Raw genomic sequence first — 18,460 nt, forward strand, 5'->3', positions numbered from 1 at the left:
TTTTTAGCCTTTATATCGTTGATATCGAAAAACTGCGAATTTGGCCTTTGCTGAAAATATATAATTATATAATCAAAACAATGGTTTATTCTCATATAAACGCGGGCAGTTGTCAAATGGATCAAGAGCCGAAGTCATTAACGGATCAGGTTCAGGATGCGCATAATGATAAATATCGGGATCACAATTGCAGCGCCCACAATCACCACGTTGAAAAGTTTTTCGAATGCATCAAATCCCATTGACCAAAGTGAATTGAAGAAATGCACAATTTTCCAAACAACATCCATTGGCGTCCAGCCAAGAAGCGTCATAACAATGCCGACCAGGATAGAAAAAACCAGCAATTTTACGACAACGCGTCCGGGAGTATCTCCAAGAAATGAATTGAGTGGCTTTGACATTTTTTATCCTTCAAGGGTGCAAAACAAAACCATTAAATAGGTTTCAATGGTCTAAAGTTCAATCTGCGTTTTTTCAGCCTCAAGACTATAACAATCAACGTCAAACGAGCAAATTATCCAAATCCGGCTTGTTTACGTCTATCTTTCTTGAATATCGGATGAGACGATCGCTATAAATAGTGTTTCGAGACTATCGCAAATCTTGATGCAAAATTGTGATCCAACTTGCACTTTATCCGGCAAAACCGTTTTCGTCACTCAAAGTAGCCGGATAAAGGCAGCCGGATAAAACGATAAACAGCAGAGTGGAATGTAGCAAGAATCTCGGCCGCGAGGAAGGGCACAGAACTAGTAATAATTTCTGCAATCATTGCAGTTTCTGCTTGAAAAATACGGTGACACTCTTTGCCGAAGTTTTTAACGCTTTTTGTTTTTTGTCGACTTTTCTTTTTCCACTTGCTTTTCAAGTTTTCCGCCTTTCAAAGGTGGTGTTACTTCCTTTGCAACGTCACTTGCACGCTCATGATTTACAGGTAATTTTCCCATTTTTTACTCCCTGAGTTGATTAGAATTAAACGAAAAACACAAATAATTGTTCCCGACAATCGCATGGTGGCGGTTTTAAAAACGGCTTGAAGTCAGCCGAATTTGTGCCTAGTGGATTAACCGGAAGAATTGATATAATGTGCGCATATGAGTGACTTTTTTGCTGAAAATAGTGCTGCAAGCAATGCGGTCGAATATACGGTTTCCGAAATATCGGGTGCGTTGAAGCGTACGGTCGAGGACCGGTTCGGACATGTCCGTGTGCGTGGTGAAATTTCCGGTTACAGAGGCCCGCATGCTTCAGGCCACGCCTATTTTGCACTAAAAGACGATAAAGCGCGTCTTGAAGCGGTTATCTGGCGCGGCGTCATGGGCAAACTCAAATTCCTTCCCGAAGAGGGAATGGAAGTCATTGCGACAGGTAAACTCACAACCTATCCCGGTTCATCGAAATACCAGATTGTGATTGATAATCTGGAGCCAGCGGGCGTAGGGGCCTTGATGGCACTTCTGGAAGCAAGAAAAAAGAAACTTGCTGCCGAAGGGCTATTTGACGCTGCCAGCAAACAATTATTGCCCTTTATGCCCAAGGTCATCGGTGTTGTAACATCGCCGACGGGCGCCGTCATCCGCGATATTATCCATCGCATTTCCGACCGCTTTCCCCTTCATATTATTGTTTGGCCGGTGCGTGTGCAGGGAGAGACCTGCGGGTCCGAGGTTGCAGCGGCAGTTTCAGGCTTTAATGCTTTGAAAACAGGTGGCCCGATTCCGAAGCCCGATCTTATTATTGTTGCACGCGGTGGTGGCAGTTTGGAAGATTTATGGGGCTTTAATGATGAAATTGTTGTAAGGGCCGTTGCCTCTTCACTCATTCCGGTAATCTCTGCTGTCGGCCACGAGACTGATTGGACATTGGTGGATTACGCGGCGGATGTACGTGCCCCGACACCAACCGGCGCTGCAGAAATGGCAGTTCCCGTCAAAGCGGAACTTGAGGCAAGCGTTGCTTCTCTTTATGCGAGATTATTGGGAGGAATTTCTCGCCAATTCGATTTCCGCAAGCAAAAGCTCTATAGTGCGGTGCGTGCACTTCCCTCTGTAGACCAGCTCCTTGCATTGCCGCGCCGCCGTTTTGATGAAGCCGCAAGCAGATTGGAACGTTCTCTCTCGGTCAATACAGAAAAGAAAAGACAGGTTTTCAATCTGTTGGCGCGCGGGCTTTCACCGCATCTCGTTATCAATCTTGTCAACCAGAATCGGCAAAAGACAAACCATTTGGCTCTGCGACTGGAACAGGCATTTATTGCATTAACGATAAGCAAAAGACAAAAGCTCTTGTCGGTGACGAGGAGTTTAAACCCGCGACTTGCCGAAAGCATTATGGATAAGGCCAAAGAAGCAGGTTTGTTTTATTTTATGCGCCTTCAGAACGCTTTTGTGCTCATTGTTGAAAAACAACGCCAGAAAGTCGATATGGCGGCGCGGTTGTTAAACTCGGTTTCTTATGAAAAAACACTCGAGCGCGGTTTTGCACTGGTTCTTGATACAGAAGGAAAGCTTGTCAAAAATGCTCGTGAAGTTCCTGAAAACGGGTTTTTGAAAATCAGATTTTCTGATGACACGATTGACGCAACGGCAATCGGCAGAACCCACCAGCCGGCGAAAAAACAAAAACGCCATCCGACTGACGATGACAATCAGGGAGATCTCTTTTGAAAGCTCTGGCAGAAGGGCTAATGCTTGGTGCTGACGGGAAAATCCGTTGTGCATGGGCAGGCCAGGATGCTCTCTATTTAGCCTATCACGATCATGAATGGGGCAAACCTGTTTATGACGACAATCATTTGTTCGAGAAAATTTGTCTGGAAGGATTTCAGGCCGGTTTGTCATGGCTGACAATATTGAGAAAACGGGAAAATTTTCGCAATTCATTCGATGGGTTCGATTTTAACAAAATCGCTTGTTACGACGAAGAGAAAATAGATCAACTATTGAAAAATCCGGGTATCGTCCGCCATATCGGAAAAATCCGTTCGGTTGTAAACAATGCCAGATGCGCTCGTAAACTTGTTGAAGAAAAGGGAAGCCTTGCCGACTATTTCTGGTCTTTTCAACCGCCCGAATCCGAGCGGTTCGAACATGTCGACTATGCAACGCTTAAATTAAATCCGATAACGCCGACTTCAATCCGCCTTTCAAAAGATTTGAAAAAACGCGGGTGGAGCTTTGTTGGCCCCACGACCTGTTATGCTTTCATGCAATCCGTCGGTATCGTCAATGACCATATCGAAGGTTGTTTTTGCCGTTAAAATATGTGGTTCCGACTTTTTGAAAACAGCAAATTCCCTTATTAAAACGGACTTATTTTTTTGTTGCGTTTTCCGCTGTCTCTGACGTTAAACTTTTTTCGGCTTCAAAATGCGTGAATTTTATTTTTTTCGCAAGATCTGGAAAATGGCTATTCAAATAATCCTGAAAACGGGCAGATGTCGGGCTCCCTTCTGCCGTTCCAGTGTTGGAGCCGAACAGAAAGCTGTGACTGGATTGATGTCTTATGTCGAGAATACCGGCATCAACAAGTTCGTTTTTGTCGATATGGATAAAATTTGCACCGGCCACAGGTAACTTCTCGGGAGAAAATAAATCGGCGAAAAAGGTATTGTGTCCGATTTCGCCCATCGAGACACGAGCATTTGCGTCAATATTACATTCAAGGCCTGTCAATATATAATCGCCCGGAGCAATTGGAGAAAATGCTGTCGCAATTGTTTTATTGGTGAGCTTTTCCGAAATCGTGTCAAAGGTTACTTTACCGAGGAACCATTTATCCGATTTGCCAAGAAACCATTTGGTTTGCGAAATCGCTTTGTCGGGTAAACCGGCAATTGTATAATTATCTCTACCGGAATAAATATTTGTATAATTTTTCTGGTCAATCCTGTCACCAACGATTTGTCGTAAGCGTATTGTTGTGCTTTGGCAAAACCGGCCTTCATAAACGACTCTGACAGCAATGGCCGCACCTTTTTGGGAAATCGTATTCTGGAAGAAATTAACAGCTTCATCGCTATTAATGTCATTTTTCTTGGTATCCGCGCAGCTCACGGACAAAATGGATACAAAAACAAGTAATAAAATCCGGTAATTCAACATTTTTCGACTGTAAGATGATCAATTTAATTAAGTAGAATTGATAGCAATTAATTTTGACAAACAAAATGGTTTACTTGTTTATTAGTCGACAATCGACGAAAGAAAGTGTGGATAAATTCTTTTATTTGTTCGGCAAGGTAAAATCCGGAAGGGTGGTATTTACTATTAAAAGAGTATCCTGAATTTTTAAAAAAGAAATTTCCGAAATCATTCATATAAATAAACTTTTGTGAGCTTGACGCGCATGGCTTGCCGCTTTGTGTCGGATGGGTTACAAACCAGCAATCCTTCAATTGCATAGTAATTTAGCGGCAGGAATAAAATGGCAGATAGACAGGTAAAGACGATAGCGCGTGTTCCTCGTGGTTTTGTTGATCGCACGAGTGCGGAACTCCATGCCGCAGAAAAGATGATGTCGGTTATCCGCAATGTCTACGAGCTTTACGGATTTGAAGCCGTTGAAACGCCGATTTTCGAATATACAGATGCATTGGGAAAATTCCTCCCCGATCAGGATCGTCCGAATGCCGGTGTTTTTTCTATTCAGGATGATGATGAGCAGTGGATGTCATTGCGATATGACCTGACAGCGCCGCTTGCACGCTATTTCGCTGAAAATTTTGAAAGTCTGCCAAAACCCTATCGCAGTTATCGTGTCGGCTGGGTCTTCCGTAACGAAAAGCCGGGGCCGGGTCGTTTCCGTCAATTCATGCAATTTGATGCCGATACTGTGGGAACGCCGACTGTTGCTGCCGATGCCGAAATTTGCATGATGGCAGCCGATACAATGGAACGGCTCGGTATTGATCGGGGTGATTATGTCGTTCGCGTAAACAACCGTAAAATTCTTGATGGAGTGCTGGAGCTGGTCGGCCTTCAGGGCGACAATAATGCAGAAAAAAGGCTCACTGTTCTTCGCGCCATTGATAAGCTTGACAAGTTCGGTCCTGAGGGCGTGAAACTTCTTCTCGGCAAAGGTCGGCTTGATGAAAGTGGTGATTTTACCAAAGGAGCCGAGCTTTCGGATGAGGCAATTGCCAAAGTTCTTTCCTTTATCAATGCCGGTGCTGAAAATGGCCAAGCCACCCTTGATAATCTCTCCAAGGTGGTTGCTGGAAGTAACCGTGGCAAAGAAGGCGTTGACGAGCTTCTGGATATGTTGGCACTTTTTACGGCCGCCGGTTATGAAAGACGGATAAAAATTGACCCGTCTGTTGTTCGCGGGCTTGAATATTATACGGGACCGGTTTTCGAAGTCGAATTGTTATTCGATGTTGTCAATGAAGACGGGCAAAAAGTTGTTTTCGGTTCGGTCGGAGGCGGCGGGCGTTATGACGGGTTGGTATCGCGTTTTCGCAGCGAACCGGTTCCGGCCACCGGTTTTTCAATTGGTGTTTCGAGATTGATGACAGCCTTGAAAAACCTCGGCAAACTTAATCTTGATGAAGCAAAAGGACCTGTTGTCGTTTTGGTATTGGATAAAGACCGGACTTCGCTTGAACGCTATCAGAATATGGTTGCACAACTTCGTAATGCCGGTATTCGCTCCGAACTTTATGTTGGTGGTTCGGGCATGAAAGCGCAAATGAAATATGCCGATCGGCGCCATGCCCCTTGCGTTATTATTCAAGGTTCGCAAGAACGGGCAGAAAATCAGGTTCAGATCAAGGACCTTGTTGAAGGTGCAAGATTGTCGGCTGAAATTGAAGATAATAAAACGTGGCGTGAAAGCCGTCCGGCACAGATTACTGTAGACGAAAACAAAATGGTTGACGCGGTTAAAGAAATTCTCGCCGCGCAAGAACAAAATTAATAGTGTCGAGCGGGAAAAACATGACCGGATGTGAAATAACAGCCAATGCAATCAGAGAATTTTTTGGCAATAATCATCTACAAACTGTTTCAATTCCGATTTTGCAACCGGCTGAACCGTTTTTGGACATGGCAGGAGAAGATTTGCGCCGCCGCATTTTCATGACCGAAAATGAAAATGGTGACAGTCTGTGCCTGCGGCCTGAATTTACAATTCCTGTCTGCATCGAGCATATTAAAACAGGTGCAACAACGCCACGCCGCTATGCTTATATAGGCGAAGTTTTCAGGCAGAGCCGCGCGGGCGAAAACGGCTTTTATCAGGCAGGCATTGAAGATTTGGGAGATGTCGACGAGGCAAATGCCGATGCACGCACACTTCATGATGCGTCGGCCTTATTACAGCATATATCGACGAATATCGACTATACCATATTTCTGGGCGATCAGAATGTTTTTGCTTCTGTGCTTCAGGGCTTGGGGCTTGTTCCGACATGGCAAAAAAGGCTGTTGCGCAGTTTTGGTAATGCCAAGCAATTACGCGATCTTTTGCATATTCTGGCAGAACCCAAAAGCGAACAAAGCTTGCCGGACAATCTTATGAAATTGGTCGAAGCACAAGATGAGTCGGAATTGACAAATTACATAGAGGAAGAAATGCTTGATGCGGGCATTTCCCCGTCGGCAGGACGCAGTCCGACAGAAATTGCAAGAAGGCTGTTGGAAAAACAGCTTTTATCTTCAGTAAAACTCACAAAACCGGTTCACGAAGCTTTGGAAGAGTTTTTGGCAATTCGTTTGCCCCTTGATGACGCGGAAGATGCACTTTTCGATTTCGGGAAAAAATATGAATTGGTGAGCGATCAGTTTCTGATGCCGTTCAAGGCAAGAAATCGCGCTTTTTTAAATAAAGGGATCAAGCTTGAAGCTGTTGAATATGACGCAGCTTTCGGTCGCCCGCTTGACTATTATACTGGTTTTGTTTTTGAAATTCGTAAGAGTAGTGGTGATGTCGTCATTGGTGGTGGACGTTATAATCGTTTGATGACAATGCTGGGCGCCGATCGGCCGATACCGGCTGTCGGTTTTTCGGTTTGGCTTGACAGGCTCATGAAAGATGAAAAAAGCACAATCGGGTTTCAAAAGGGGCAAGGGAAATAGTTATGACAATTACACTTGCACTTCCCTCTAAAGGCCGTCTTAAAGATAAGACATTGGCAACATTGAAAGCCGCCGGTTATGAGATCGTTCTTGCCGATAATGACCGCAACTATCGGGCGGCTGTTGCCAATGACAAGAATATCGATATTCTTTTTCTATCGGCTTCCGAAATTGCCCGCGAACTTGGCTACGGGAATGTTGATCTCGGGGTTACAGGGCAAGATTTGATAAACGAAACACTGGCTCATCCGGAAACAAAAGTAAAAGTTGAAGTTCCGCTCGGTTTCGGCTTTGCCGATGTGGTGGTTGCTGTTCCTGTTGTCTGGCATGATGTTGTAACAATGGCCGACCTTGATGACGTTGCGGCCGAATTTCGTCAACGGCATGGAAGGCGGCTTCGTATTGCAACAAAATTCTGGCGTTTGACACAGCAGTTTTTTTCACAAAAACACGGAATACAGGTCTATCGCATTGTCGAAAGCCTCGGGGCAACTGAAGGGGCACCGGCGGCCGGTTCGGCTGATATGATTGTCGATATAACCTCTACCGGAGAGACGCTCAGGGCAAATAAGCTCAAGATATTGGAAGACGGGGTTATATTGAAGTCACAGGCATCGCTCGTTTCGGCATTGAGAAGCCGCGAGAAGACTGAAGTTCAAGAAGTTATCAAAAAATTGGGCAACATTGTTCCCGCTCAAAACTGAAATTTGAACGAGATTGATTGCGGAAACTTGTTTTTTTAAATCAAACGATAGCATCCAAAGCGTCGATGCCTGCCATATCGAAAAATATAAATGTCATGAAGACAAGTAATATCACAAGGATGACAGCTGCAACCAGCAAAACAAAAAAACGCGATCTAATGCGGCGTTTTTCTATTGAAGCCGGATCAGAATTATCGGCTTTGAGATTAGTCGTCATTGCTGGAGTTTAAACGGTCCGGACTCGTCCCGACACCCGGTTCTCGACCCAAATAGCCCAATTCCTGAAGCGATTTTTTTAAAAAAAACTCGACAGCTTGAGCTTCGCTTTTAATCTTATGATTATCACGCAGGAAATTTTGCAAAGCTGTCAATGTTTGTGCGTCAAGATTGAACGAAATACCCATATAGACCTCTTGAATAAAAAAGGCTCCTGCCAAGATATGCAGGAGCCTTGATTGATATTACTTTTCGCCCTTGAGGACTTTCAAAATGTTCTGTGGTGAAGATTCACCATAAGGATCAGTCTCGCAGTTATCCGAGAAACCTTTTTCCTCAAACCATTTTTCAACAACACCATCTTTGACAACAGCAGCATAACGCCATGAACGCATGCCGAAACCCAAGTTGGATTTGTTGACGAGCATACCCATTTTACGAGTGAATTCGCCATTGCCATCAGGAATAAGCTTGATGTGCTGCAATTTGTTGTGTCTGCCCCAAGCATTCATAACGAAGGCATCATTGACAGCAAGGCAGTAAACTTCGTCAATGCCAAGCTTTTTGAATTCCGGATAAAGTTTTTCAAAATCCGGCAACTGATAAGTCGAGCATGTTGGGGTAAATGCGCCCGGCAAGGAGAACAATACTACGCGCTTGCCCTTGAAATATTCGTCTGTGTTGACATCTTGCCAACGGAACGGGTTTGAACCCCCAATAGATTCATCACGTACACGCGTATGAAATGTTACATTTGGAACTTTTTGTCCGATCATTAATTTGCTCCTGTATTTTTATATCCTTCGGCCTGTCCGATAAGGCAGGCAGTGTGAGCCGGAATTCACATAAGAAAGGTAAGAGATCGGTCGTTAACTTGCAAGCTCGCCCCCGAAAGATTGATAATTTTACACTCGATATTTTTGGTTAATCGCTTTAAATTGATCACAGTAAAGAACATATGGTGATGAATATGGCGATTTTGACAATTTCTACGACTGCCTTCGATGATCAAAATCCTGGAACTTCCGGATTGCGGAAGAAGGTGAAAGTTTTCCAAAAGCCGAATTACGTCGAAAATTTCATCCAATCTATTTTCAATAGCGTTGGTGATGTTTCCGGGAAACTTTTTATTCTTGGAGGCGACGGGCGTTTTTTTAATAAAGAAGTTATCCAGAAAATTTTAAAAATGGCTGCCGGCAACAAAGTCGGCCATATCAAAGTTGGTCTGAACGGCATTTTGTCAACACCAGCCGCTTCCCATCTTATCCGCAAATACAAAGCATTTGGTGGCATTATTCTGTCGGCAAGTCATAATCCGGGCGGTCCATCCGGCGATTTCGGTATCAAATACAATATTTCCAATGGCGGTCCTGCACCGGAAAAAGTAACAAAAGCAATTTTTGAATCTTCAAAAAAAATTACGTCTTATAAAATAGAAGATTGTGGCGATATCGACATTACAAAACTGGGAAAAACGCAAGTCGGTTCAATGGTTGTCGAAGTCATTGATCCGGTTGTCGATTATGCAAATCTGATGGGAGAATTGTTCGATTTCGACCTCATCCGCAAAGCAATTGCCGGCGGTTTGACATTCCGCTTTGACGCATTGAATGCTGTGACCGGTCCATATGCCCATGAAATTTTCGAGAAACGTCTGGGCATGAAGGAAGGAACAGTTGTGAATGGTACACCGCTTCCCGATTTCGGCGGGCGCCATCCCGACCCCAATCTCGTTCATGCCCATGATCTTTATGAATTGATGATGTCTGAAGACGGGCCTGATCTTGGAGCTGCATCCGATGGCGATGGTGACCGTAATATGATTGTCGGCTGGAAACGGTTTGTCACACCATCCGATTCTCTTGCTATTCTTGCTGCCAATGCAAAGCTCGTTAAGGGCTATCGCAATGGTATTGCCGGCATTGCACGCTCTATGCCGACAAGTGCTGCAGCCGATTATGTGGCCAAAAAACTCGGTCTCAACATTTATGAAACACCGACAGGCTGGAAATTTTTCGGCAATTTGCTTGATGCCGGAAAGGTAACATTTTGCGGTGAGGAAAGCTTTGGCACGGGTTCCAATCACGTGCGTGAAAAAGACGGTTTGTGGGCAATATTGTTCTGGCTCAATCTGCTTGCAGCAACCGGTAAAAGTGTAAGTGAAATTGTCGAGCAACATTGGCAACAATTCGGGCGTTCCTATTATACACGTCATGATTACGAGGAAGTCGACCAGACCGCGGCAAAAGCTCTTATGGAAGATTTGCGCTCACGTCTTGGAAAACTTGCCGGAACCGACGTTGCAGGGCTAACGATCGCCAAGGCAGATGATTTTTCATACCATGATCCGATTGATGGCTCGGTAAGCGAGCATCAGGGAATCCGGATTTTCTTTGAAGGTGGCGGACGCATCGTCTACCGTCTGTCAGGGACCGGAACATCGGGCGCAACAGTTCGCGTTTATATGGAACATTATGTTGCGGATCCGCTGAAGCAGGATGACAACACACAAGAAGCACTTGCTGCCTTGATTGTTGCCGCCGACGAGCTTGTTGACCTCAAAAAACGGCTTCAGCGTGATAAGCCGTCCGTTATTACGTGATGATAAAAGCCTAGCGTTGTCCAACATCGTGAACCAGCCGCGACGTATAAGCATATCGTCCGGCTGGATAAAAACTGACTGAAAACTGTATCAGTTCTTTGGGTGTGAAATAATAACGGCGCTGTATCTTGAGAGCAGGAGAATTGGGTTTTACCCCGAATATACCGGTCAAGCTTTCAGGCATGAAATCGGCTTCGATGATCTGCTCGATCTCGCTCACTCTGCGTCCAGCGTGGGTTTCAATCAGGTTGGATAGTGCACCATCGTAATTTTGTAAATTGTCACGTATGATTTTGCTATATCGCCCGTCAATATAAACATCTGTCCAGCAAAACGGCGTGGCTTGTGGATCCTCTTTGGTGCGCCGTAAATGGGCAATGTGAATCCAGCGTGAGCCCGGGGGCCTGCCTATCAGGTCTGCCAGCGTATTGTCTGCCACGACATCATCAATTTTTAAAATCTCGCGTGGCATGGCTGATGCATAGGCAATAAGTGCCTCGATCGAGTCGATGCGGTAGGCATATCCCGCATTCGTCTGTCTGGGATCGGTGGCCTCTACACGGGTTCCTGTTGAAGGGCGGCGCGTTACGAGGCCAAGTTTTTGTAGCTCGCTCAAGGCATTACGTATAGTGGATCTGCTAACCCCCATTCTCTTTGCAAGTTCAGGTTCGCTCGGCAAAGTCGTACCAAGAGGATACACGCCCTCACGAATACTGGCGGCGATCTTTTCGAGAATTTCCTCGTATCGTTTCAAGCAGAACCCCTTTGGCGTCTATAGCTATGCATTGGATATAGTGCAATTTCCGAAGAGTTTGAAGCACATAAGCAGCATAATCGCTCCGCCGGCTCAATCCTGTAACCGTCTCATATCCTATAATAATCTATATTAAACAAAGCGTTGTAGCAATTTTACGCCCGACGTGAACCGGATAGGCTCCGGAAGGTTCTTAACACCTTTGTAACAATATTCCGGAGATTGCATAGATTCACTTGACATTGTACGAACAATATTTATTGTACGAACAAAGTGAGGAGGAAACCATGGCAAGCAGCGTTATTGATTCAATCTTGTTTCGCGACATGTTCTGTACCGGGTCTATGAGAACAATTTTTTCCGACGAAAAACTCGTCGGCTATTATTTGCAGGCTGAAGCCGCTTTGGCGCGGGCACAGGCAACGCTTGGTATTATTCCGACGGAAGCCGGTAAGGCCATTGATGTAGCGGCCAAAACCATTCGGATAGATTTTGAACGGTTGCGCAAAGAAACAGACATTGTCGGATATCCGATTTTGCCTTTGGTTCATCAGTTAAGCGAGGCGGCAGGCGCCGCCGGCGGCTACGTTCATTGGGGCGCAACGACTCAGGACATTATGGATACCGCCAATGTTTTGCAGATTCGTGATGCGCTGGAGATCGTTGAAACGGATCTGACAAATATCTGCAAGGTTTTAGAAAATCTGGCATTGCGCTATCGTGATACACCGATGGCAGGACGTACCCATTTGCAGCAGGCTTTGCCTATCACCTTTGGTTATAAGGTTGCTGTTTGGCTTAGTCCGTTTTACCGTCATCTGGAGCGTTTGCAGCAATTAAAAAAACGTGTCCTGTTCGGGGAATTTGCCGGAGCTGCCGGTACACTTGCATCAGTTGGCAAGGATGGTTTCAAAATTCAGGCGGAATTTTGCCATGAGCTCGGTTTGGCTCAGCCGGAGATGACTTGGCATGTTGCCCGTGACGGTATTGCCGAAACACTGACGTTTTTAGGTCTGATCACCGGTTCGCTTGCTAAAATTGCTACTGACGTCATGTTGATGACGTCGACCGAATTTGGCGAATTATCGGAACCGTTTGTACGTGGTCGCGGCGCCTCTTCAACTATGCCGCAAAAGCGCAACCCCATTGCATGCGAGTTGATGCTTGCCGTGGCCAAATCTGTGCGTCAGCATGTTGCGGCCGGGCTTGACGGTATGATTCAGGATTTTGAACGCGCGACAGGCCCTTGGCATTTGGAATGGATTTCGTTGCCGGAAAGTTTCATTTTGTCTTCTTCAGCGCTCGCCCAAGCCCATTATATGCTCAATGGCCTTGTTGTGCATGACGAACGCATGCATGAAAACCTTTATCGTACGCATGGCCTGATTGTCGGTGAAGCGGTGATGATGGCGCTTGCCCCCAAGATTGGCAGGCAGAAGGCCCATGATGTCGTCTATGATGCCTGTCGGGTGGCGATAGAGGAAAGGCGCCGTTTGGTGGATGTCTTAAAAGAGAATAAGAAGCTTGTCGCAGACATCGGTGGTGCAGCCGTTATCGAACAGGCCTGTGATCCAAAGAATTATTTGGGACTGAGCGGCGAAATGGTTGACCGGCTGCTGAAGCTTAAAAAAATCTAGATCAGATCATTTCACATCAAATTATGGTTTTGCTCTCATTGTTTGTTTTATGCGGTTTCGATCTGCAACCCGTTTCACACTTTTTAGAAACGCTTGTGAGAAACCCCGCTTGATATGAGCTGATAATTGGCACCGGTTTCATCACCTGACAGTATTCTTCGAAAAAAAGCCGATTGAGCTTTTGTTGGAAATGCTATCAGGGGCAAATGCCGATACCTCAAGACGTTTTCTAAATCGTTATTCGTAATTTACACACATATCGGAGGAGATATGTTTCATGGTTGAGGATATGAGTACAATTGTACTCCATAAAAGCAAAAAGCCATTGTGGACAGGCTTGGGCTTTCAAGTCATTGTTGCCATGGTTCTCGGAGCTGTGGCAGGTTTCATTTTTCCGGAATGGGCTGTTTCACTCAAAATACTTGGCGATATTTTCCTGCGTCTCATCAAGACCGCTGTTGCGCCGCTGGTATTTTTGACCATTGTTGCGGGCATTGCTTCTGCGGGAGATTTCAAAAGGGTGGGGAAAGTCGGTTTGACGGCGTTGATCTATTTTGAAATCGTTTCAACCATCGCCATCGTGTTTGGTTTGGCCTGTGCTTATCTTTCGGGTGTCGGCCTCGGTGTTGGTGAAATCACGGCTTCAGAAACTGCGACGAAAGCTGCATTGGCAGCAGCCCAAAAGGCTGCACAATCCCATACCGGATTCATGCATTTTTTCCTGAACATATTTCCTGAAAATTTTGTGGGAGCTTTTGCGCAAGGCGAGCTATTGCAAGTGCTCGTCATCTCGATCATTTTTGGTGCGGCATTGCTATCCCTCAGGGAAGAAAAACGGGCACCTATCGAGCGTGGTCTAGCGGCAATCTCCGATGCATTTTTCGAGTTTATCCATCTGATTATGCGGTTAGCCCCCGTCGGAACCTTCGGTGCCGTCGCCTATGCCGTGGGGGCGAATGGTACGGATATTCTGATTGCTTTGGCTTGGTTGGTCATTGCTTTCTATCTTGCAATAATAGCCTTTGTCATCATTGTTATGGGTTCTATTTGCGCGCTGTTCAAGATCAACCTCTTCGGCCTATTGCGCTATATCAAAGATGAATTGATTGTGGTTCTGGGAACAGCCTCATCAGAGAGTGTCTTGCCAAAATTTCTGGAAAAATTACCTGGCTATGGGGCGTCGAAACAAACTGTCGGTTTGGTCATGCCTACGGGATATGCCTTTAATCTTGATGGCACATCCATCTTTATGAGCATGGGTGTTGTCTTTATCAGCCACCTTTATCATGCACCCATGACATGGGAACAATTGGCAGGTTTAATGGCCATTATGCTTCTCACCTCCAAAGGTGCAGCAACCGTGTCAGGCGGAACGTTTGTTGTTTTTGCAGCCACAGTGACGGCCTCGGGCTTTTTGCCCATAGAAGGTTTGGCACTCGTTTTTGGTGTCTATCGGTTCATGTCCATGGCTGTTGCCGCATGTAACGTAACAGGCAACTGTGTAGCGGCGATCGTCACGGCTAAAATATGTGGCGAGTTTGATTCGAAGCAGGCCGAGCGTGCCAATCGTGATCCCAAAGGAGTAGAAGCAGAGATCTATCAAAAGTTTGAGGAACACTAGGAAGTAAACATAAGCGGTCTCTCTTCAATAATCACTTTGCTAAGAGTTAGGCTTAAGGTTTACAAGAATTTTTGCTGTTGAAGGTATCAATAGACTCCCAGAAACAGGAAGTCCTCAGTTTCTATGGCGCATTTTTTCTGCATTTCGTTTCTTGAAACGCTATTGACTTCGAGAAAAGATACTATCTTCAAAGATTGAGGCATTTATACATAAAAAGTAACAAATGAACCTGCCTTCAATGTTGCTTGATCCGGCATGATGTATATTTTATGAAAAAACCGTGCGGGAAAAATCCTGCACGGTTCCGGTTAAACAAAATCAAACCAGCCTGGTTCATTTCGGATGGATCATATTTTCCGGTTTGACCAGACGATTATAATCAGCCTCGGATACACCGGCCTTTAAAGCTTCTTCGCGCAGTGTTGTACCGTTTTTATGAGCAGTTTTCGCAATTTTTGCAGCTTTGTCATATCCGATTGCCGGAGCAAGTGCTGTAACCAGCATCAAGGATTTTTCGAGAAGATCATGGATGCGTGCTTCATTGGCCTTGATGCCTTTGACGCAATTATCTGCGAAAGAAACCATGCATTCCGACAAAATCTTGATGGATTGCAAAACATTGAATGCGATAACCGGTTTATAGACATTGAGCTCGAAATGTCCCTGACTTGCCGCAACTGTAACCGTGGTTTCATTGCCAAAAACCTGACAAGCAACCATAGTCATCGCTTCGCACTGGGTCGGGTTGACTTTGCCAGGCATAATCGAAGAGCCGGGCTCGTTTTCCGGCAAACTCAATTCACCAAGTCCGCAGCGCGGGCCGGAGCCTAAAAAGCGGATATCATTGGCAATTTTGAAGAGATCGGTCGCCAAGGCGTTGAGACTGCCGTGGAAATTGGTAATTGCGCCGTGGCTTGCCAGAGCTTCGAATTTGTTATCGGCGGTTTCGAATGCAACACCTGTAATGTCGGTCACTGCTTCGACGAAATCCTTGTCGAAACCAATCGGAGCATTCAAACCGGTACCGACTGCCGTACCACCTTGTGCAAGTTTGAGAACATCTTGCAGTGCCGCTTCAATGCGTTTTCTATTATGTTCGAGCGCTGCACGGTAACCTGAAAATTCCTGTCCCAGCGTAATCGGGGTGGCATCCTGTGTGTGGGTGCGACCGATTTTGATAATTTTGGAAAATTCTTTTTCCTTATCCTTCAACGCGATCGTAAGATGGTCGATTGCCGGAAAAAGTTTATTGATGGTCTCTAAAGCTGTCGAGATATGAATGGCTGTCGGAAATGAGTCGTTTGATGACTGGCTCATATTGACGTGGTCATTGGGGTGAACAGGCTTTTTTGATCCCATTTCCCCGCCGAGCATCTCGATAGCACGGTTGGCAATGACTTCATTGACATTCATATTAGTTTGCGTACCCGAACCGGTCTGCCAGACGACGAGTGGAAAGTTGTCGTCGAGTTTGCCGTCAATGACTTCATCGGCTGCTGCAATAATTGCTTTTCCCAACTCTGGCGAAAGCTTTTTAGCTTTCATATTGGCCGTAGCTGCGGCTTTTTTGATAAGCCCCAAGGCGTGAATGAGCGGGAGAGGCTGCCTTTCGCCGCCGATTTTGAAATTGTGCAAAGAGCGTTCTGTTTGTGCCCCCCAATAATGGTCAGCAGGAACCTCGATCGGACCGAATGTATCCGTTTCTGTGCGGGTCTTTACCATGATAAAACTCCTCTGTGGTTGACGTGACGATAGACCAAGAGAGCCAATGAGAAAAGGCCTTAAACAGGATCAGATCTATTTCTTGAACGTGTTTTTAAACATATTTTGGTGAGGAAAAAACGAAGTTTGGAATAAAACATAGATGACCATAACGGGATTGTTAAAATCCGGCGGATTTTTTTCCGATATTTTGACTTCCGGCGGCAAAAACCGCCGCTAAAACAAATTATCGAGATAAAAACGGATTTTTAGAGGGGGAAGATAAATGGACGGGAACCATCTCCGGTTAAAAGAATAATTTTTAAATCAGCTTGTCGAATATCCGCGTCCAATGAATTGTTTTGTCGCGTTTTAAAATCCGGAAATGCTGAAAACTTGGCCGCTGATAGAATAATGGCGAATTTGTTATTCGCGCGTTTTATTATGATTTAAAATAAAAACGGGCCCGAAGGCCCGTTCATTAATGTTGTCTAGGACTTTATTAGAAGTCCATGCCGCCCATGCCGCCGCCCGGCATTGCAGGCATTGGAGCCTCTTTCTTCGGCAATTCTGCAATCATGGCTTCAGTTGTGATCAACAATCCGGCAACGGAAGCAGCGTTTTGCAGAGCAGAACGGACAACCTTGACAGGGTCAACAATGCCCAGAGCAATCAAATCGCCATATTGGCCATTGGCTGTGTTGTAGCCGAATGTTTCGCTCCTGTTTTCAAGAATTTTACCAACAACGATAGAAGCTTCATCGCCAGCGTTGGTAGCAATTTGACGGGCAGGAGCCTGCAAAGCGCGACGAACAATATTGATACCGGCTTCCTGATCGGAATTGGTCCCTTTAACCTTGATGTCGGCTGCTGCGCGCAACAGGGCAGTGCCACCACCGGCAACAATGCCTTCTTCAACAGCGGCGCGGGTTGCATTCAAAGCATCGTCAACGCGGTCTTTTTTCTCTTTAACTTCAACTTCTGTAGCACCGCCAACGCGGATAACAGCAACACCGCCTGCCAATTTTGCAAGACGTTCCTGAAGTTTTTCACGGTCATAATCGGAAGTTGTTTCTTCGATCTGGGCCTTGATCTGGTTAACACGTGCATTGATTTCAGGCTTCTTGCCAGCACCGTCAACAATCGTTGTGTTTTCTTTCGAAACGGTAACTTTCTTTGCACGACCGAGCATGTCGAGTGTGACATTTTCAAGCTTGATGCCGAGATCGTCGGAAATAACCTGACCGGATGTCAGAATGGCGATATCTTCCAACATTGCCTTACGACGATCACCAAAGCCCGGAGCCTTGACAGCAGCAATTTTCAAGCCGCCGCGCAACTTGTTGACAACGAGAGTTGCCAAAGCTTCACCTTCAACATCCTCGGCAATGATAAGCAAAGGCTTGCTTGACTGGACAACAGCTTCAAGAACCGGAAGCAGAGCCTGCAAGTTTGAAAGTTTCTTTTCGTGGATCAGGATGTAAGGGTCATCAAGATCGGCAATCATCTTTTCTGTATTGGTTACGAAGTAAGGTGAAAGGTAACCGCGGTCGAACTGCATACCTTCAACAACTTCAAGCTCTGTATCGGCAGTCTTTGCTTCTTCGACTGTGATAACGCCTTCATTGCCAACTTTCTGCATGGCTTCGGAAATCATTTTACCGATTTCGGTCTCGCCATTTGCTGAAATGGTACCAACTTGAGCAACTTCTGCAGAAGTTTTGATCTTCTTTGCTTTTTTCAGAAGATTTTCGACAACTTCATTAACAGCAGCATCAATACCGCGCTTCAAATCCATCGGGTTCATGCCGGCAGCAACAGCTTTTGCGCCTTCCTGAACAATTGCCTGCCCCAGAACAGTTGCTGTTGTGGTACCGTCACCGGCAATATCGTTGGTTTTGGAAGCAACTTCGCGCAACATCTGTGCGCCCATATTTTCAAACTTGTCTTCAAGTTCGATTTCTTTCGCAACCGAAACACCGTCTTTGGTAATTCGTGGAGCACCAAAAGATTTGTCGATGACAACGTTACGACCCTTAGGACCAAGTGTTACTTTCACGGCATTGGCGAGAATATCGACACCACGCAACATACGTTCACGCGCGTCGCGGCCAAATTTGACTTCTTTTGCAGCCATTTAATATAT

General features: G+C 45.6%; 16 protein-coding genes. 8 read left to right on the top strand and 8 right to left on the bottom strand.

From position 1 onward, the window contains the following. Positions 1–137: 137 nt before the first annotated feature. Both H3S83_RS03660 and H3S83_RS11560 read right to left on the bottom strand, forming a co-directional pair. On the bottom strand, positions 138–404 hold the full coding sequence (locus H3S83_RS03660) for a DUF6460 domain-containing protein (protein ID WP_198238953.1): 267 nt from the start codon (positions 402–404) through the stop codon (positions 138–140). Between the two features lie 417 nt (positions 405–821). After that, complete coding sequence (locus H3S83_RS11560) at positions 822–950, bottom strand: hypothetical protein (RefSeq protein WP_255519332.1); 129 nt, start codon at positions 948–950, stop codon at positions 822–824. Between the two features lie 147 nt (positions 951–1,097). Here H3S83_RS11560 and xseA point away from each other — a divergent pair, with 147 nt between their 5' ends. Both xseA and H3S83_RS03670 read left to right on the top strand, forming a co-directional pair. Continuing rightward, positions 1,098–2,669 carry an exodeoxyribonuclease VII large subunit gene (gene xseA / locus H3S83_RS03665; RefSeq protein ID WP_198238954.1) on the top strand — a complete coding sequence of 524 codons (1,572 nt, stop codon included), beginning with the start codon at positions 1,098–1,100 and terminating at the stop codon, positions 2,667–2,669. Positions 2,670–2,689: 20 nt separating this feature from the next. Then, positions 2,690–3,262, top strand: coding sequence for a DNA-3-methyladenine glycosylase I (locus H3S83_RS03670; protein WP_198239650.1), 573 nt, complete (start codon positions 2,690–2,692; stop codon positions 3,260–3,262). A 52-nt stretch (positions 3,263–3,314) separates the two neighbouring features. Here H3S83_RS03670 and H3S83_RS03675 read toward each other — a convergent pair whose 3' ends face one another. Continuing rightward, positions 3,315–4,058 carry a hypothetical protein gene (locus H3S83_RS03675; protein ID WP_198238955.1) on the bottom strand — a complete coding sequence of 248 codons (744 nt, stop codon included), beginning with the start codon at positions 4,056–4,058 and terminating at the stop codon, positions 3,315–3,317. A 370-nt stretch (positions 4,059–4,428) separates the two neighbouring features. Here H3S83_RS03675 and hisS point away from each other — a divergent pair, with 370 nt between their 5' ends. The 3 genes from hisS to hisG are packed head-to-tail and all read left to right on the top strand — an operon-like array spanning position 4,429 to position 7,783. Next, entirely contained in the window at positions 4,429–5,919 is a 1,491-nt protein-coding gene (gene hisS / locus H3S83_RS03680; protein ID WP_198238956.1) for a histidine--tRNA ligase, read from the top strand. A 20-nt stretch (positions 5,920–5,939) separates the two neighbouring features. Beyond that, positions 5,940–7,079 carry an ATP phosphoribosyltransferase regulatory subunit gene (locus H3S83_RS03685; protein ID WP_198238957.1) on the top strand — a complete coding sequence of 380 codons (1,140 nt, stop codon included), beginning with the start codon at positions 5,940–5,942 and terminating at the stop codon, positions 7,077–7,079. 2 nt (positions 7,080–7,081) lie between these two features. Then, entirely contained in the window at positions 7,082–7,783 is a 702-nt protein-coding gene (gene hisG / locus H3S83_RS03690; protein ID WP_198238958.1) for an ATP phosphoribosyltransferase, read from the top strand. 206 nt (positions 7,784–7,989) lie between these two features. On the opposite strand, the gene H3S83_RS11435 is transcribed toward hisG, so the two are convergent. Together H3S83_RS11435 and H3S83_RS03700 are read right to left on the bottom strand one after the other, a co-directional pair. Then, positions 7,990–8,187, bottom strand: a complete 198-nt coding sequence (locus H3S83_RS11435) for a hypothetical protein (RefSeq protein ID WP_078039096.1) — start codon at positions 8,185–8,187, stop codon at positions 7,990–7,992. Positions 8,188–8,244: 57 nt separating this feature from the next. Beyond that, positions 8,245–8,775, bottom strand: coding sequence for a peroxiredoxin (locus H3S83_RS03700; protein ID WP_077970451.1), 531 nt, complete (start codon positions 8,773–8,775; stop codon positions 8,245–8,247). Between the two features lie 194 nt (positions 8,776–8,969). Here H3S83_RS03700 and H3S83_RS03705 point away from each other — a divergent pair, with 194 nt between their 5' ends. Further along, on the top strand, positions 8,970–10,601 hold the full coding sequence (locus H3S83_RS03705) for an alpha-D-glucose phosphate-specific phosphoglucomutase (protein WP_198238960.1): 1,632 nt from the start codon (positions 8,970–8,972) through the stop codon (positions 10,599–10,601). A 10-nt stretch (positions 10,602–10,611) separates the two neighbouring features. On the opposite strand, the gene H3S83_RS03710 is transcribed toward H3S83_RS03705, so the two are convergent. Further along, entirely contained in the window at positions 10,612–11,355 is a 744-nt protein-coding gene (locus tag H3S83_RS03710; RefSeq protein ID WP_198238961.1) for a GntR family transcriptional regulator, read from the bottom strand. Between the two features lie 287 nt (positions 11,356–11,642). Between H3S83_RS03710 and H3S83_RS03715 the strand changes: the two genes are divergently transcribed. Further along, the gene (locus tag H3S83_RS03715) at positions 11,643–12,992 is read left to right on the top strand and encodes an adenylosuccinate lyase family protein (protein ID WP_198238962.1); all 1,350 of its coding nucleotides are present in this window, start codon (positions 11,643–11,645) and stop codon (positions 12,990–12,992) included. Between the two features lie 277 nt (positions 12,993–13,269). Beyond that, on the top strand, positions 13,270–14,613 hold the full coding sequence (locus H3S83_RS03720; protein WP_198232566.1) for a cation:dicarboxylate symporter family transporter: 1,344 nt from the start codon (positions 13,270–13,272) through the stop codon (positions 14,611–14,613). 333 nt (positions 14,614–14,946) lie between these two features. Here the strand turns inward: H3S83_RS03720 and fumC are convergent, their stop codons facing one another. Together fumC and groL are read right to left on the bottom strand one after the other, a co-directional pair. Next, the gene (gene fumC / locus H3S83_RS03725) at positions 14,947–16,335 is read right to left on the bottom strand and encodes a class II fumarate hydratase (RefSeq protein ID WP_198238963.1); all 1,389 of its coding nucleotides are present in this window, start codon (positions 16,333–16,335) and stop codon (positions 14,947–14,949) included. A 481-nt stretch (positions 16,336–16,816) separates the two neighbouring features. After that, a complete protein-coding gene (gene groL, locus H3S83_RS03730) occupies positions 16,817–18,451 on the bottom strand; it encodes a chaperonin GroEL (protein WP_198238964.1) in 1,635 nt (544 codons plus the stop codon). Positions 18,452–18,460 lie beyond the last annotated feature (9 nt).

The sequence above is a fragment of the Bartonella sp. W8122 genome (assembly GCF_016102485.1).
GTDB classification, from domain to species: Bacteria; Pseudomonadota; Alphaproteobacteria; order Rhizobiales; family Rhizobiaceae; genus Bartonella; species Bartonella apihabitans.

Bases quoted from the DNA above. Each gene is read 5' to 3' on its own strand.
- H3S83_RS11560 (WP_255519332.1), bottom strand. From the start codon at position 950: ATGGGAAAATTACCTGTAAATCATGAGCGTGCAAGTGACGTTGCAAAG.
- H3S83_RS03700 (WP_077970451.1), bottom strand. From the start codon at position 8,775: ATGATCGGACAAAAAGTTCCAAATGTAACATTTCATACGCGTGTACGT.
- hisS (WP_198238956.1), top strand. From the start codon at position 4,429: ATGGCAGATAGACAGGTAAAGACGATAGCGCGTGTTCCTCGTGGTTTT.
- hisG (WP_198238958.1), top strand. From the start codon at position 7,082: ATGACAATTACACTTGCACTTCCCTCTAAAGGCCGTCTTAAAGATAAG.
- fumC (WP_198238963.1), bottom strand. From the start codon at position 16,335: ATGGTAAAGACCCGCACAGAAACGGATACATTCGGTCCGATCGAGGTT.
- H3S83_RS03660 (WP_198238953.1), bottom strand. From the start codon at position 404: ATGTCAAAGCCACTCAATTCATTTCTTGGAGATACTCCCGGACGCGTT.
- xseA (WP_198238954.1), top strand. From the start codon at position 1,098: ATGAGTGACTTTTTTGCTGAAAATAGTGCTGCAAGCAATGCGGTCGAA.
- H3S83_RS11435 (WP_078039096.1), bottom strand. From the start codon at position 8,187: ATGGGTATTTCGTTCAATCTTGACGCACAAACATTGACAGCTTTGCAA.
- H3S83_RS03720 (WP_198232566.1), top strand. From the start codon at position 13,270: ATGGTTGAGGATATGAGTACAATTGTACTCCATAAAAGCAAAAAGCCA.
- H3S83_RS03670 (WP_198239650.1), top strand. From the start codon at position 2,690: ATGCTTGGTGCTGACGGGAAAATCCGTTGTGCATGGGCAGGCCAGGAT.
- H3S83_RS03705 (WP_198238960.1), top strand. From the start codon at position 8,970: ATGGCGATTTTGACAATTTCTACGACTGCCTTCGATGATCAAAATCCT.
- groL (WP_198238964.1), bottom strand. From the start codon at position 18,451: ATGGCTGCAAAAGAAGTCAAATTTGGCCGCGACGCGCGTGAACGTATG.
- H3S83_RS03715 (WP_198238962.1), top strand. From the start codon at position 11,643: ATGGCAAGCAGCGTTATTGATTCAATCTTGTTTCGCGACATGTTCTGT.
- H3S83_RS03685 (WP_198238957.1), top strand. From the start codon at position 5,940: ATGACCGGATGTGAAATAACAGCCAATGCAATCAGAGAATTTTTTGGC.